Genomic DNA, 13,859 nt, shown 5'->3' with positions numbered 1-13,859 from the left:
CTCAGCCTAACGGCGGGGTGGCCGGCAGGTGCCCCATGTAGGTGACCGCGCCGGCCGCCTCCCGCACCTCGCTCAGGTGGCCGCCCGCCGCGCCCAGCTCCCGCAGGTACGCCAGCTCGCCCGCGTGGTCGGCAACCGCCGGGAACTCCCGCCGGTGCGCGCTGAACACGCGTGCCCGCAGCGTGGAGCGGACGTCCCGCCCCTCGGCGAACCGGTCGGCCAGCGCACCGGCGTCGCCGTCGCGCAGCGCCTCGGTCAGCTCGTTCAGGAACGCGCCGAGCGCGTCCAGCTCGGCGAGCACGCGGTCCCGGTTGCCGAGCAGCATGTTCGCGGTCCGCTCAGGTGGCCCGCCGGCGACCCGGGTGCCGTCGGAGAAGCTGCCGGCGGCGAGCGTCAGCACCGCGTCCCGCAACGCCGACCGGTGCACGGTGCCGGCCAGCGCGCCCGCCAGCACGTGCGGTACGTGCGAGGCGAGCGCGGCGGCGCCGTCGTGCTCCGGGGCGGACATGGGCACCACCCGGGCGTGGAAGACGTCCACCAGCAGCACTGCCAGCCGCCGGAACGCGCCCAGGCCGGTCGGCCCCGGGCAGAGCACCCAGGCGGCGCCGTCGAGCAGGTCCGGGCCGGCCGCGGCCGCGCCGGCCCGGTCCGCGCCGGCCATCGGATGGCCCGGCACGAAGCGGTGCCCGAGCCCCTGAACGGTGGCGGCGGTGCTCACCTCGGCCTTGACGCTGCCCACGTCGGTGAGCACGCAGTCGTCGTCGGTCACGGCGGCGACCCGGGCCAGTGTCGCCGGCAGCGTGGGCAGCGGGCCGCAGAGGAACACCACGTCCCGGCCGGTGACCGCCTCCTCGACCGTGTCGGGCACGTCGACGCCCCGGTCGCGTACCTGCCGGCGGGCCGCCGGATCGGGATCCCAGCCGGCGACGTCGAGCCCGGCGTCGCGCAGCCGCAGCAGCACCGAACCGCCGATCAGCCCGGTGCCGACCACCGCTGCCCGCGCCAGCCCGCCCGCCACGTCAGGCCCCGGCGAGCCGCCCGGCCACCGCGTCCACGTGCTCGTCGGACTCGGTGAGGGCCACCCGGACGTGCCGGGCGCCGGCCGGGCCGTAGAAGACACCGGCGGCCACCAGGATGCCCCGGCGGGCCAGCCGGTCCACGGTCTCCCAGCAGTCCTCGTCCCGGGTGAGCCAGAGGTAGAGCCCGGCCTCCGAGTGCTCGACTGTGAAACCCGCGGCGGTGAACGCCTCGCGCAGCTTCTCCCGCCGGACGCGGTAGCGCTCGCGCTGGGCGTCGGCGTGCTCCTGGTCGCCGAGCGCGGCCACCATGGCGGCCTGCACCGGGGCGGGCACGATCAGGCCCGCGTGCTTACGGATCTTGAGCAGCTCGGCCACCAGCGCCGGATCGCCCGCGACGAACCCGGCCCGGTAGCCGGCCAGGTTGGAGCGCTTGGACAGCGAGTGCACCGCCAGCACACTGTCGTACGAGCCACCGCACACCTCGGGCGAGAGCACCGAGACGGGCTCGGCGTCCCAGCCCAGCGGCAGGTAGCACTCGTCGCTGGCGACCACCGCACCGCGCTCACGCGCCCACTCGACCACCTTGCGCAGGTGGGCGGCGGGCAGCACGCGGCCGGTCGGGTTGCCCGGCGAGTTGACCCAGACCAGGCGGACCCGGGGATCCGGGCCCAGCGCGGTCAGCGAGTCGGTGCGTACAGTCGTCGCGCCAGCCAGCCGGGCCCCGTCCTCGTAGGTCGGGTAGGCCACCGACGGCACCACGACCACGTCACCGGGGCCGAGCCCGAGCAGGGTGGGCAGCCCGGCCACCAGCTCCTTGGAGCCGATCGTCGGCAGCACACCCAGGCCGTCGACGCCCGCGCCGCAGGCCCGCGCGACCCAGCCCGCGATCGCGTTCCGCAGGGCGGGCGTACCGGCGGTCAGCGGGTAGCCCGGTGCGTTGGACGCGTCGGCCAGGGCCTGCCGGATCAGGTCTGGCACCGGGTCGACCGGCGTGCCCATCGACAGGTTGATGAGACCGTCCGGGTGCGCCGCGGCCGTGGCGGCCGCGGCGTCCAGGGTGTCCCAGGTGAAGTCGGGCAGCCGTGCCGAGACCGGCGTGCGCCGGTTCAGTGGCCCTCGCCGCGCGGCGGCTGCGCGGCGACGAAGGTGGCGTCCTTCTCCACCTTGCCGATCTTCGAGGCGCCACCGGGCGAGCCCAGGTCCTCGAAGAACTCGTAGTTGGCCCCGGTGTAGTCCTTCCACTGCTCCGGGACGTCGTCCTCGTAGAAGATCGCTTCCACCGGGCAGACCGGCTCACAGGCACCACAGTCGACGCACTCGTCGGGGTGGATGTAGAGCATCCGGTTGCCCTCGTAGATGCAGTCGACCGGGCACTCCTCGATGCATGCCTTGTCGAGCACATCCACGCACGGCTCGGCGATGATGTAGGTCACCGGTCTTCTCCTCCGCAAGACTCGTCGCGATCAACCGCAACGGTAAGAGCCTAGTATCTCGCCGGGGAGGGGGTCGATCGTGCTCCGACAGCAGGACGTGGGACACCGGATCGTGGTCCGCCGGATTGTGGGGATTCGCGAGGGCCGCACGCTGTTCTCCGACGCGCTCGGCGAGCTCGTGGAGCTGAGCGAGACCCACATCACTCTGTCCACCGACGCCGGGCCGCTGCGCGTACCGGTGGCCGAGGTGCACCGGGCAAAGCGGGTGCCACCGGCCCGGCGGCCCACCGCCGCCGCCGTGGTCGCGCTGGAGCTGGCCGCCGACGAGGCCTGGCCCGCACCGGTACGCGGACGGCTCGGCGACTGGCGGCTGCGCTGGGCCGACGGCTGGACCGGGCGGGCGAACAGCGCGCTACCCGTCGGCGACCCGGACCGCCCGCTGCCCGCCGCGCTGGACGCGGTGCAGCGCTGGTACGCCGAGCGCGGCGGGTCCGCCCTGGTGAACACCCCGCTGCCGCTGGCCGCCCCGGTCGGCGCGGAGCTGGACGCACGCGGCTGGACGTCCCGGCCCCCGGTGCTGGTCCAGACCGTCCCGCTGCGCACCCTGACCGTGCCGCCCGCTGTTCCGCTGCCGACCTCCACCCCGCTGCCGACCGACGCCCCCGCCGACGCCCCCGCCGATGTGCCGCCGGTGACGCTGACGGACGCGCCCGCCGACGACTGGCTGGTGATCGCCGCAGGCCGCAAGGGCGGGCTGCCGGACGCCGCCCGGCAGGTGCTCACCGGGACGCCCCGGGTCCGCTTCGCCGAACTGCGCGAGGACGGCCGGCTGCTCGCGGTCGGGCGGGGCACGGTGACCGGCGCAGGCCGCTGGCTCGGCGTCAGCCTGCTCGAGACGGTGCCGGAGGCACGCCGTCGAGGGCTCGCCGCCACTGTCGTACGCGCCCTGGCCGGCTGGGGCGCCGCCGAGGGCGCCACCCACGCGTTCCTCCAGGTCGAACAGAGCAACAGCGCCGCTGTGGCGCTCTACCGCGGGCTCGGCTTCACCACCCACCACACCTACCTGACCCGGGTCGCCCCGGCGGCCTGAGCGGCGCTCCGGTCAGCGCCGGACGATCCTGCGGGGCCGGGTGCGCTTCATCTCGGCGTACCGCTTGAGCTGGCGGGACCGGTAGTCCCGGCCCAGCGCGGTCAGGATCAGGTAGCCGACCAGCACGCCCGCCGCGGTGGCCGCGAGATAGAGCCAGATCTGGGCGAAGAACAGGCCCGCGCCGCCGCCGAACGGGTTCTCCCCGACCAGCAGCGGACCGACGAACACGGTGAGCGCCAGCGCGACCGCGACCGCGGCGGCCAGGTCGCCGGCCCAGCGGCCCAGCGGCCGGTCGGCGCCCCACCGGAACGCGGTGCCCGCCAGGATCAGGCCGATGACCAGGAACATGGCGAGCGAGACGCGGCCGGAGGCGGTGTCGTCGTCCGGGAACGCGAGTTTGATGACCAGCCGGGCCACCACGTTCACCCCGAACAACGCGGCCGCCAGCACGCCTACCGCACGCCACCGCTGACCCATCGCACGCCTCCCGCCGTACCGCCCGCTCCCTCGGCGGGCCTCCTGGCAGGAATGTCTACCACCGCGAGCTGTGCGGCGTCAGCACCTCACCGTGCGTCGGGCGGCGTCACCAGGTGCCGGAAGCCCAGCACCGCGAACGTGACCGCGCCGGCCACGATCAACGCGAGGCCGAGCACGTTGTCACCGGCGAGCGCCAGATCGCCCTCGACGGTCCGGAACCCACCCACCACGATCACCAGGAACCACGGCAGCGCGCCGAGCGCCACCGCCCAGCGCGTACCCGTCGACCGGTGGGCGAACCGGCCCAGCAGCACAGTCGTCGCCACCACCGCGACGACGCCGGCCGCCACCAGGCCGACACCGAGAAGCGCCCGCAGCCCGCCGGAGCGGCCCTGCACGGTCTCCCAGGCCCAGGTCGCGAAGATCAGGTCGAGCAGCGCCAGCAGGACGCCGGCCCAGACCGTCACGACGCCGCCGGCCACCCGCAGCGCGCGGTCGAGCACCCGCTCCGCCGGGCTCGGCGTGGCGGCCGTCGGCGGCTGCTCGGGAAGGGTCGACACGGGTACGGCCGGCAGCGTCACCGGAGACCGGCCGCCGCGACCGGGGACCGCTGCGTACCGTCCAGGGCGATGCCGGCGAAGAGGTCGTCCTCCCAGCCGTACGGGCCGGCGCCCGGCCCCTTCTCGCCGACCGCGAGCGTGAAGTACTCGACGCCCATGAACTCGCCGCCGAAGTTGCCGGCGATCGAGTAGAGCCAGGAGTTCGCCGGGATCTGGGTGGCGTGGGCGCGCATCGCCGCCTCCTTGGCGGCGTGCTGGTCGGTGCCGTCGATCCGGGCGGCGATCTCCGCGTCCGGCGTGCCGAACGGCAGCTCGTCGGCGCTCTCGATGCCGGCGAACGGATTGTCCGACGACTCGGTGAACGTCTCCAGGCCCGCGTCGAGCACGCTGCGCGGCATCGCCGTCCAGTAGACCTTCGCCGGGGCGATCCCCTCGGCCGCGGCCAGCTCCACCGCCCGCATCGCCACCCGGTGCGCCTGGATGTGGTCGGGGTGGCCGTAGAAGCCGTCCGGGTCGTACGTGACGAGAACCTGGGGACGGACCTCGCGGATGACCTCCACCAGGTACCCGGCGGCGGTGTCCAGGTCGGCCTGCCAGAACGCCCGGGGGTGCTCGTTGGTGGCCAGGCCCATCATGCCGGAGTCACGGTAACGGCCCGCACCGCCGAGGAACCGGTGGTCGGTCACGCCGAGCACGGCGCAGGCGGCCGCCAGCTCGCCGATCCGGTAGCCGCCGAGCTGGTCCGCCTCGGCCGCGCAGAGCTGCGCCAGGGCCGGGACGTGGATCTCGCCCTCCTCGCCCAGCGTGCAGGTCACGAGCGTGACGTGGGCGCCGGTGGCGGCGTAGTGCGCCATCGTCGCGCCGGTGCCGATCGACTCGTCGTCGGGATGCGCGTGGACCAGCAGAAGGCGTCGGTCGGGCAGGGTCGTCACGCCCGTCACTCTAACCGGCGGTCCTGCCCGCTCGACGGTGATGCGTCCGCCCAGGTCGGCCACATCACCTCCGGCGCCCGCCTACTCTGCAGGCGTGGACTTTCCCGAGCTGGCCGCCCGTACCCGTCGGTTCAGCCACGGGGCGCCGCGTGCCGTCACCGTCGCGGGCGACGGCGCCCGGGTGATCTTCCTGCGTTCCGCGGGACCGGAGGACCCGGCCGACGCGCTCTGGCTGCTCGACGTCGACAGCGGCGAGGAACGACTGGTCGCGGACCCGGCGGTGCTGCTGGGCACGGACGCCGAGCCGGCCCGCCTCGCTCCCGGGGAACGGGCGCTGCGCGAGCGGTTGCGGCTCAGCTCCGGCGGCATCGGCTCGTACGCGCTGGACTCGGCCGGCCGGGTCGCCGCGTTCGCGCTGGCCGGGCGGCTGTTCCGGGCCGACCTGGTGCACGGCGACGTGATCGAGGTGGCAGCGATCGGGCCGGTGATCGACCCGCGGCCCGACCCGGCCGGTGAGCGGCTGGCGTACGTCACCGACGCCGCCGACGGGGTGCGCCGGGGTCAGTTGCGGGTGGTGGAGCCGGACGGTACGGACAACCTGCTCGCCGGTGAGGACAGCGGCGTCACCTGGGGTCTGGCCGAGCACATCGCGGCCGAGGAGTTCCACCGCTACCGGGGCTACTGGTGGGCGCCGGACGGGCGCAGCGTGCTGGCCGCCCGGGTCGACGAATCACGCCTGGAACGCTGGTACCTGCACGACCCGGCCGACCCGGCGAGCCCGCCGACGTCGCTCGCGTACCCCGTGGCGGGTGGGCCGAACGCGGAGGTGAGCCTGCACCTGCTCGACCTCGACGGCGGCTGGGTCGACGTGCACTGGGACCGCGAGACCTATCCGTACCTGAGTTCGGTGGACTGGACCGAGGGCGGGCCGCTGATCACCGTGCTGCGCCGCTCGCAGCAGCACGGCCTGGTGCTCGCGGTGGACCCGCGCACCGGGGAGACGCAGGTGCACGCCGAGCTGGCCGACCCGCGCTGGGTGGAGCCGATCCCCGGCACCCCGGCGCACCTGCCCGACGGGCGGGTCCTGGTCGGCGGCGAGCTGGCCCACGACGGGTACGACGCGCGTTGCCTGTTCGCCGACGGCACGCTGCTCACCCCGCCGTCGCTGTACGTGCGGCGGGTGGTCGGGCGGCTGCCGAACGGCCCGAACGCGGCGGCCGACCTGCTGGTGGAGGCGAGCGAGGGCGAACCGAGCCAGCGTCACCTCTACCGGGTGCGCACCACGATCGGCGGCGGCATGGACGCCCGCCGGATGGGCAGCGACCCGGGCTGGCACACCGCCTCGATCGGCGGGTCGACGCTGGCGGTGGGCATCGCCTCGCTGGAGCACGCCGGCGTCCGCTGGCGGGTGTGGCACGGCGACCGCGAGGTCGGTGAACTGCGCTCGTTCGCCGCCACCTGCTCGTACGCGCCGCGGCCGACGATGGTCCGGGTGACCGACCGGCGGCTGCCCAGCGCGGTGCTCTACCCGGCCGAGCACGTCAAGGGCACCCGGCTGCCGGTGCTGCTGGACGTGTACGGCGGCCCCGGCCACCAGGAGGTGGTCGCGGCCCGCAGCGTCTGGCTGGAACGGCAGTGGTGGGCCGAGCAGGGTTTCGCGGTGGTCACCATCGACAACCGGGGTACGCCGGGCATCGCGCCGTCGTTCGAGAAGGCGATCCACAGGCGGGTCGCCGACGTGATCCTCACCGACCAGGTGGACGCGCTCACCGCGCTCGCCGACAAGCACCCGGATCTGGACCTGGGACGGGTGGCGGTGCGCGGCTGGTCGTTCGGCGGCTGGCTGGCCGGGCTCGCGGTGCTGCGGCACCCGGAGTTGTTCAAGTGCGCGATCGTCGGCGCGCCGGTCACCGACTGGGCGCTGTACGACACGGCGTACAGCGAGCGCTACCTGGGCATGCCGGACGACGGGATGGACGTGTACGCCCACCACTCGCTGGTCGAGCTGGCCGCAGAGCCGCTCGGCGATCCGGCGCAGGCCCGGCCGATGCTGCTGGTGCACGGCCTGGCCGACGACAACGTGCTGGCCGCGCACACGCTGCGGCTGTCCGCGGCGCTGCTGGCGACGGGCCGCCCGCACGCGGTATTGCCGCTGACCGGCGCGAGCCACCTGGCCGCCGGCGGCGTGTCCGAGCGCCTGCTCCGGCTGGAGCTCGACTTCCTCCGCCGCTACTTGTAAGGAAGGGCCCCCTTTTAACGCCTGCGGTAGAGGAAGGGCCCCTTGTTAACGCGAGGCGTTAACAAGGGGCCCTTCCTTCACCTACGGGCTACTGCTTGACGTACGCGTTGACGAAGTTCGGGTAGCCGAACACGGAGGAGATGAACACCCCGCCCGCCTTGGAGCCGTGCACGTTGTACGCCACGTCCACGTAGAGCGGCACCACAGGAGCGTGCTCCTTCATGATCCGCTCGTCGAGCTTGCCCCACTCCGGGCCCTGCTCGGACGGCGGCAGCGCCAGGATCCGGTCCATCTCGGCGTTGATCGCGTCGTCGTTGAAGTACGACTGGTTGCTGTTGCCCTCGGCCTTGATGGTCCGGCCGTCGTAGAGCACCGGCAGGATCGACGCGCCGCTCGGCCAGTCCGCCGCCCAGTTACCGATGTACAGGTCCCAGGGGTTGTTCTTCTTCTTGACCTCGTCCAGCTTCGCGTCGTCCGGGATGTTCCGGACGGTGATCTTGAAGCCGGCGCGCTCCAGGTTGCCCTTGAGCTGGACCGCCTCCGCCTGCTCGGTCGTGTTGTCGGCGACGCCGAGGACCAGCTCGGGCGTCTGGCCGCCGAGCAGTTCCTTGGCCTTCTCCACGTTGCCGTTGGCGCCGGCCGGGTACGCGTCGTACGCCTTGTAGCCGATGGTCGACGGCGGCATCAGCGTGGTGATCGGCTGCGCGACGGTCTGGCCGCCGAGCGCCTTGACCAGTCCCTCGCGGTCGATCGCGTAGTTGAGCGCCTGGCGGATCTTCAGGTCCTTGACCCGCTGGGTGTTGATCACGAGCTGGTTGGCGCTCGGGGTCGGGGACAGCAGCGTCCGGGACTTCAGCGCCGGGTCACCGGCGACCTTGGCCACGAGCGAGGCAGGCACCGAGTTGAACGCCAGCGCGCTCTGGTCGGCGCCGTTGTCCGCGATCACCCGGTTGTTGGCGGCGTCGGCGGTCGGCCCGAAGCTCCACACGAACTGGTCCGGGTACTGGTGCCGCACCGGGTCGGTCTTCGCGTCCCAGTTCGGGTTGCGGTCGAGCGTGAGCTGGACCCCGACCTGGTTCTTCGCGATCTTGTACGGGCCGGACGAGAACGGCTTCTGGTCCAGGTTGACCCCGGTGTCCTTCTCCGGCTTGAGCGGCGCCGTGGTGGGCAGCGAGACCGCGAACGGCAGGTCGCAGCGCGGCTTGGCGAACTCGAAGCGCAGCGTCTTGTCGTCCGGCGTGGTCAGGCCCGGCGGCAGCGACGTCTTGTTCTTCTTGAAGTCCCACTTGGTGTCGTACTGCGCGGTGTCGGCCAGCCACTCCTGGATGTAGGTGGGGCCGCCGGTGAGGTCCGGGTCGAAGGAGCGGGCGATGCCGTACGCGATCTCCTTCGAGGTGATCGGGCTGCCGTCCTCGAACTTCACCCCGTCCTTGATGGTGAATTCCCAGACCTTGCAGTCGTTGTTGACGTTCTTGCCCGGCGTCTCGGCCAGGTCACCCACGAGGACCAGGCCACCCTTGCCGTCGTCCTTCCAGGTGGTCAGGTAGCGGGCGAAGAGCGGGTTGGCCATCAGACCGGCGAACGAGTACGTCCGCTGCGGGTCCAGGTGGGAGATGGGGGTCTCCCGGATGATGGTGAACGTCCCGCCCTTGGCCGCGCCGTCGATCTCGGCGGCCGGTCCCTGCGAGTCCTTGGGATCGGTCGCGATGACCCCGGTCTGCTGCCGGTTGCCGTCCACCTTGGTGCCTTCGCCCGTGTTCTCCGAGCAGGCACCGAGTGCCACAACCAGTGCGATGGCGCCGCCAGCGGCGGCCGCTGCGCGTGGTCGCATGTCCTACCTCCTCCACCCGTGCGCCGAGCGCATCCGCCGACGTCCCGAGGATCGTAAAGAAGAAAAGCTACGAGTTGGATAACAGTTGTCGATAAATTTCGTCGCGGTTCAGCCGAGCCGTACCCGCGGGTCGATCACCGCGTAGAGCAGGTCCACCACCACGTTCGCCAGCACCACGAAGACCGCCGCGATCAGCACGGTCGCCATGATCGTCGGCAGGTCGCCCGAGCGGACCGCGTCCACAGCGGTACGCCCCATCCCGTTCAGACCGAATGTCGTCTCGGTGATCACCGTGCCGCCCAGCGCCCCGCCCACGTCCAGACCGGCGATCGTCACCACCGGTGTGATCGCGGCGCGCAGCGCGTGCCGGCCGTACACCTTGCGTTTGGCCAGGCCCTTCGCCCGCGCGGTCCGGACGAAGTCCTCCGAGAGTGTCTCCAGCATCTGCGCCCGGGACAGTCGCGCGTAGATCGCGGAGAAGAGGAACGCCAGCGCCACCCACGCCAGCACCAGCCCGCTCGTCCACTTCAACGGATTGTCGAACAACGAGGTGTAGCTCGGCACCGGCAGCAGGCGCAGGTTGTAGACGAAGACGATGAGCAGCACCGCGCCGACGAAGTAGAGCTGCAACGAGGCGCCGGTGAGGGAGAAGCCGATCGCCGCCCGGTCCAGCCAGCTGCCCCGGCGCAGCGCCGAGAGCATGCCCAGGCCGACGCCGAGCAGCAGCCAGAGGATCGCCGCCGGGATGACGATGCTCAGCGTCACCGGCAGCACCCGGGCGATGGTGTCCGAGACCGCCTCGTTCGACACGTACGACCAGCCGAGGCAGGGGGCGTCGCACCGGCCGCCCTGGGCGCTGCCCAGGTCCCGGCCGGTGAAGATGCCCTTCATGTAGCCGGCGTACTGGCTGATCAGCGGATCACGCAGGCCCAGCTCCTGGCGGACCCGCTCCAGTCGCTCCGGGTTGCAGTTCTTCGGGCACATGCCGGTGACCGGGTCGCGGGGTAGCGCGAAGAACATCAGGAAGCTGAGCACGCTCACCGCGAACAGCGTGAGCGCGGCGGACAGCAGCCGGCGGATGAAGAATCGCGTCATGGGCCGGCCTCCTACCGGGACGACTTCGGGTCGAGCGCGTCGCGCAGCGCGTCACCGAAGAGGTTGAAGGCGAACACGAGCGCGAAGATGGTGATGCCCGGGAAGAAGACGTACGCCGGGTCGGTCTGCAGGTAGTCGAGACTGCGGTAGATCATGCGGCCGAAGCTCGGCGTCTCGTCGGTGAGGCCGACGCCGATGAACGACAACGCGGCCTCGCTGGTGATGTACTGCGGCACCGCCAGCGAGAAGGCGACCAGGATCGGCGCCCAGGCGTTCGGCAGCAACTGGCGGAACAGCATGTGCCCGAGGCCCGCGCCGCTGGCCCGCGCCGCCTCCACGAACTCGCGTTCGCGCAGCGCGATGATCTGACCCCGGACCAGCCGGGCCGTACCGGTCCAGCCGAACAGGGCGAAGATCGCGATGAGCACACCGATCTGGAAGTACGCCGGCACGGCCTCGCGCTGTCCGTAGAAGCGCAGCGCGACGGTCGGCATCAGGGCCAGCGCGATGATCAGGAACGGCATGGCCAGGGTCAGGTCGGTGATCCAGTTGATCACCGTGTCCAGCCAGCCGCCCAGGTAACCGGCGAGCGTCCCGAGCGTCACACCGATCACCGCGGTCAGCACGGCCGCCGCGAACGCGATGAACAGCGACGTCCGCAGCCCGTGCACCATCCGGATGAAGATGTCCCGGCCGAGACCGGGTTCCAGGCCGAACCAGTGCTCACCGGTCACGCCGCCGGCGTAGCCCAACGGCATGCCGTAGCCGTCGAGGCGGCTCTGGAACTGCTCCTTCGGCCCTACCCCGTACAGCGCCTCGATGAGCGGTACGGCGAGCGCGACGAGCACGAAGAACGCCAGCAGGCCGCCGCTGATCAGCGCGGTGCGGTCCCGCTTGAGCCGCGCGAGGGCGAGCTGGCCGGGTGACCGGCCGACGAACTCCTTCTTACCGCTCTCGTCGCCCTCGCCGGGCGACTCGATCTCGGCGAGCGCGACGCCCTCGACCGGCGACAGGCTCATTGGGACACCTCCACGGGTTCGCCGGTCGGCACGCCGACCGGTCCGCTCTCCGGGTAGTGGCAGGCGGCGAGCTGCCGGCCGTCGTCCCGGGTGGCGAGCGCCGGTTCTTCGGTGGCGCACCGGTCGGTGGCTTTCCAGCAGCGGGTACGGAAGCGGCAGCCCGACGGCGGGTTGAGTGGCGTGGGCACGTCGCCGGTGAGGCGGATCCGTCCGGCGGGGCCGAGGGTGGTGACGTCCGGGATCGCCGACAGCAACGCCCGGGTGTACGGGTGCTGTGGCCGCGTGTAGATGGTGTCGCGGTCGCCGATCTCGACGATCTTGCCGAGGTACATGACGGCGACGCGGTGGCAGAAGTGCCGCACGACGGCGAGGTCGTGGGCGATGAACACGAACGCCAGGTCGAGATCTTGTTGCAGGCTGCGCAGCAGGTTGATGACCTGCGCCTGGATCGACACGTCGAGGGCGGAGACGGGTTCGTCGGCCACGATGAGTTTGGGTTTGAGGGCGAGGGCGCGGGCGATGCCGATGCGCTGGCGTTGCCCGCCGGAGAACTCGTGCGGATACCTGTTGTAGTGCTCCGGGTTCAGGCCCACGAGTTCGAGGAGTTCCTGGACGCGTTTCTTGACGCCGCCGGGTGGGGTGATGCGGTTGACCTGCAACGGCATCGCCACGATCCGCCCGACCGTGTGGCGGGGATTCAGCGACGCGTACGGGTCCTGGAAGATGATCTGCAGGTCCTGCCGCAACCCGCGCAGCTCACCACGTTTCGCGTGGGTGATGTCCCGCCCCGCGAAGGTGATCGACCCGGCGGTGGGCTCCAACAGCCGGACCAGCATCCGCCCGGTCGTGGTCTTCCCGCACCCGGACTCCCCCACCAGGCCGAGGGTCTCGCCCGGGCGCACGTCGAAGTCCAACCCGTCCACCGCCCGCACCGCACCCGTGGTGCGCAGGCCCTGCCGGACGGGGAAGTGCTTGGTCAGCCCCCGCACCGACAGCAGCGGCTCGGTCTCGGTGCTCATCGGGCCACCCCCACCTGGGCTACCTCGTCGCGGTAGATCCGCTCCCGATCCCCCGCCGACAGATGGCAGGCGACCAGGTGACCCGGCGCTCCGGCCTCCCGCAGCTCGGGCACCTCGGTGCGGGACCGGTCGCCGTTCACGTCGGCCCACCGGCACCGCGGATGAAACGCACACCCCGACGGCAGGTTGATCAGACTGGGCGGGTTACCCGGAATCGGCAACAGGTCCGCATCAGCGTCACCGTGCAACGACGGCACACTCGACAACAACCCCCACGTGTACGGATGCTGCGGCGCCCGCAACACCCGCTCCACACTCCCGTGCTCCACCGCCCGACCCGCATACATCACCAACACGTCATCAGCCACCTGCGACACCACACCCAGGTCATGCGTGATCAACACGATCGCCGACCGAAACTCCTCCTGCAAATCGGCAAGCAGATCCAGGATCTGCGCCTGCACCGTCACATCCAACGCCGTCGTCGGCTCATCCGCGATCAGCAGATCCGGATCATTAACCAACGCCATCGCGATCATCGCCCGCTGCCGCATCCCACCCGAGAACTCATGCGGATACTGATCGAACCGCCGCGCCGGCTGCGGAATCCCCACCCGGCCCAACATGTCCACCGCGCGGCTGCGCGCCTCCCGCTTCCCGGCCCTCGGATGATGCACCCGGTACGCCTCAGCGATCTGCCTACCCACCGAGTAGTACGGATGCAACGCCGACAACGGATCCTGGAAAACCATCGCCATGTCCCGACCCCGCAGCCGCCGCACCTCCTCCTCACCCAACCCCACCAGCTGACGCCCACCCACCCAGATCTCCCCCGAGATGGTCGTCCGCTTCGCGTTGTGCAAACCCAGGATCGCCAGCGACGTCACACTCTTACCGGAACCGGACTCCCCCACGATCCCCAGCGTGCGACCCCGCTCGACAGCGAACGACACACCGTCCACGGCCCGCACCACACCGTCCTCGGTGTCGAACCGCACCCGCAGGTCCCTGACCTGGAGATAGGGCCCGTCGCCGGAGCGCTGCTCCGGCACCTCCGGGCGGTCCGGCTCCCCGGACGGCACCGCCTCCGACCTGCCCATTGACCGCCTCCCCTTCGGTAATGAAGAGAACTTACAGGAAATCCC

At 71.8% G+C, this 13,859-nt stretch carries 13 protein-coding genes; 2 read left to right on the top strand and 11 right to left on the bottom strand.

The window, feature by feature from the left end; translation table 11 throughout:
• Position 1: 1 nt before the first annotated feature.
• Genes BFV98_RS23750 through fdxA form a run of 3 tightly spaced genes read right to left on the bottom strand, consistent with a single transcriptional unit; the run spans position 2 to position 2,452 of the window.
• Positions 2 to 1,018 (bottom strand): prephenate dehydrogenase/arogenate dehydrogenase family protein, encoded by a 1,017-nt coding sequence (locus tag BFV98_RS23750; RefSeq protein ID WP_030273844.1) that lies wholly within the window; start codon positions 1,016 to 1,018, stop codon positions 2 to 4.
• 1 nt (position 1,019) lies between these two features.
• Complete coding sequence (dapC, locus tag BFV98_RS23745) at positions 1,020 to 2,129, bottom strand: succinyldiaminopimelate transaminase (RefSeq protein ID WP_013288435.1); 1,110 nt, start codon at positions 2,127 to 2,129, stop codon at positions 1,020 to 1,022.
• The gene (gene fdxA / locus BFV98_RS23740) at positions 2,126 to 2,452 is read right to left on the bottom strand and encodes a ferredoxin (RefSeq protein ID WP_007464872.1); all 327 of its coding nucleotides are present in this window, start codon (positions 2,450 to 2,452) and stop codon (positions 2,126 to 2,128) included. The genes dapC and fdxA overlap by 4 nt, the downstream gene beginning before the upstream one ends.
• A gap of 79 nt (positions 2,453 to 2,531) precedes the next feature.
• Between fdxA and BFV98_RS23735 the strand changes: the two genes are divergently transcribed.
• Complete coding sequence (locus tag BFV98_RS23735; protein ID WP_013475232.1) at positions 2,532 to 3,542, top strand: GNAT family N-acetyltransferase; 1,011 nt, start codon at positions 2,532 to 2,534, stop codon at positions 3,540 to 3,542.
• A 12-nt stretch (positions 3,543 to 3,554) separates the two neighbouring features.
• Here the strand turns inward: BFV98_RS23735 and BFV98_RS23730 are convergent, their stop codons facing one another.
• From BFV98_RS23730 to mshB, 3 genes are all read right to left on the bottom strand, one after another.
• On the bottom strand, positions 3,555 to 4,019 hold the full coding sequence (locus tag BFV98_RS23730; RefSeq protein ID WP_013288437.1) for a hypothetical protein: 465 nt from the start codon (positions 4,017 to 4,019) through the stop codon (positions 3,555 to 3,557).
• Positions 4,020 to 4,105: 86 nt separating this feature from the next.
• The gene (locus BFV98_RS23725; RefSeq protein ID WP_013288438.1) at positions 4,106 to 4,600 is read right to left on the bottom strand and encodes a hypothetical protein; all 495 of its coding nucleotides are present in this window, start codon (positions 4,598 to 4,600) and stop codon (positions 4,106 to 4,108) included.
• Positions 4,597 to 5,520, bottom strand: a complete 924-nt coding sequence (gene mshB, locus BFV98_RS23720) for an N-acetyl-1-D-myo-inositol-2-amino-2-deoxy-alpha-D-glucopyranoside deacetylase (RefSeq protein WP_176921719.1) — start codon at positions 5,518 to 5,520, stop codon at positions 4,597 to 4,599. The genes BFV98_RS23725 and mshB overlap by 4 nt, the downstream gene beginning before the upstream one ends.
• An 85-nt stretch (positions 5,521 to 5,605) precedes the next feature.
• Here mshB and BFV98_RS23715 point away from each other — a divergent pair, with 85 nt between their 5' ends.
• Positions 5,606 to 7,750, top strand: a complete 2,145-nt coding sequence (locus BFV98_RS23715; protein WP_030273838.1) for a prolyl oligopeptidase family serine peptidase — start codon at positions 5,606 to 5,608, stop codon at positions 7,748 to 7,750.
• Between the two features lie 88 nt (positions 7,751 to 7,838).
• Here BFV98_RS23715 and BFV98_RS23710 read toward each other — a convergent pair whose 3' ends face one another.
• The 5 genes from BFV98_RS23710 to BFV98_RS23690 form a co-directional block, all read right to left on the bottom strand.
• Positions 7,839 to 9,581: an ABC transporter substrate-binding protein gene (locus tag BFV98_RS23710; RefSeq protein WP_013288441.1), complete on the bottom strand. Its 1,743-nt coding sequence runs from the start codon at positions 9,579 to 9,581 to the stop codon at positions 7,839 to 7,841.
• Positions 9,582 to 9,689: 108 nt separating this feature from the next.
• Positions 9,690 to 10,676 (bottom strand): ABC transporter permease, encoded by a 987-nt coding sequence (locus BFV98_RS23705; RefSeq protein WP_047893218.1) that lies wholly within the window; start codon positions 10,674 to 10,676, stop codon positions 9,690 to 9,692.
• 11 nt (positions 10,677 to 10,687) lie between these two features.
• Complete coding sequence (locus tag BFV98_RS23700) at positions 10,688 to 11,695, bottom strand: ABC transporter permease (RefSeq protein ID WP_013288443.1); 1,008 nt, start codon at positions 11,693 to 11,695, stop codon at positions 10,688 to 10,690.
• A complete protein-coding gene (locus BFV98_RS23695; protein ID WP_071097831.1) occupies positions 11,692 to 12,714 on the bottom strand; it encodes an ABC transporter ATP-binding protein in 1,023 nt (340 codons plus the stop codon). Before BFV98_RS23695 ends, BFV98_RS23700 begins: the two co-directional genes overlap by 4 nt.
• Positions 12,711 to 13,814: an ABC transporter ATP-binding protein gene (locus BFV98_RS23690; protein ID WP_071097829.1), complete on the bottom strand. Its 1,104-nt coding sequence runs from the start codon at positions 13,812 to 13,814 to the stop codon at positions 12,711 to 12,713. Before BFV98_RS23690 ends, BFV98_RS23695 begins: the two co-directional genes overlap by 4 nt.
• Positions 13,815 to 13,859: the final 45 nt, after the last annotated feature.

It is taken from the genome of Micromonospora sp. WMMB235, from assembly GCF_001855515.1.
GTDB lineage: Bacteria > Actinomycetota > Actinomycetes > Mycobacteriales > Micromonosporaceae > Micromonospora > Micromonospora aurantiaca.
Note: the sequence above shows the minus strand (reverse complement) of the source record. Positions and strands in the feature narration are given on the sequence as shown.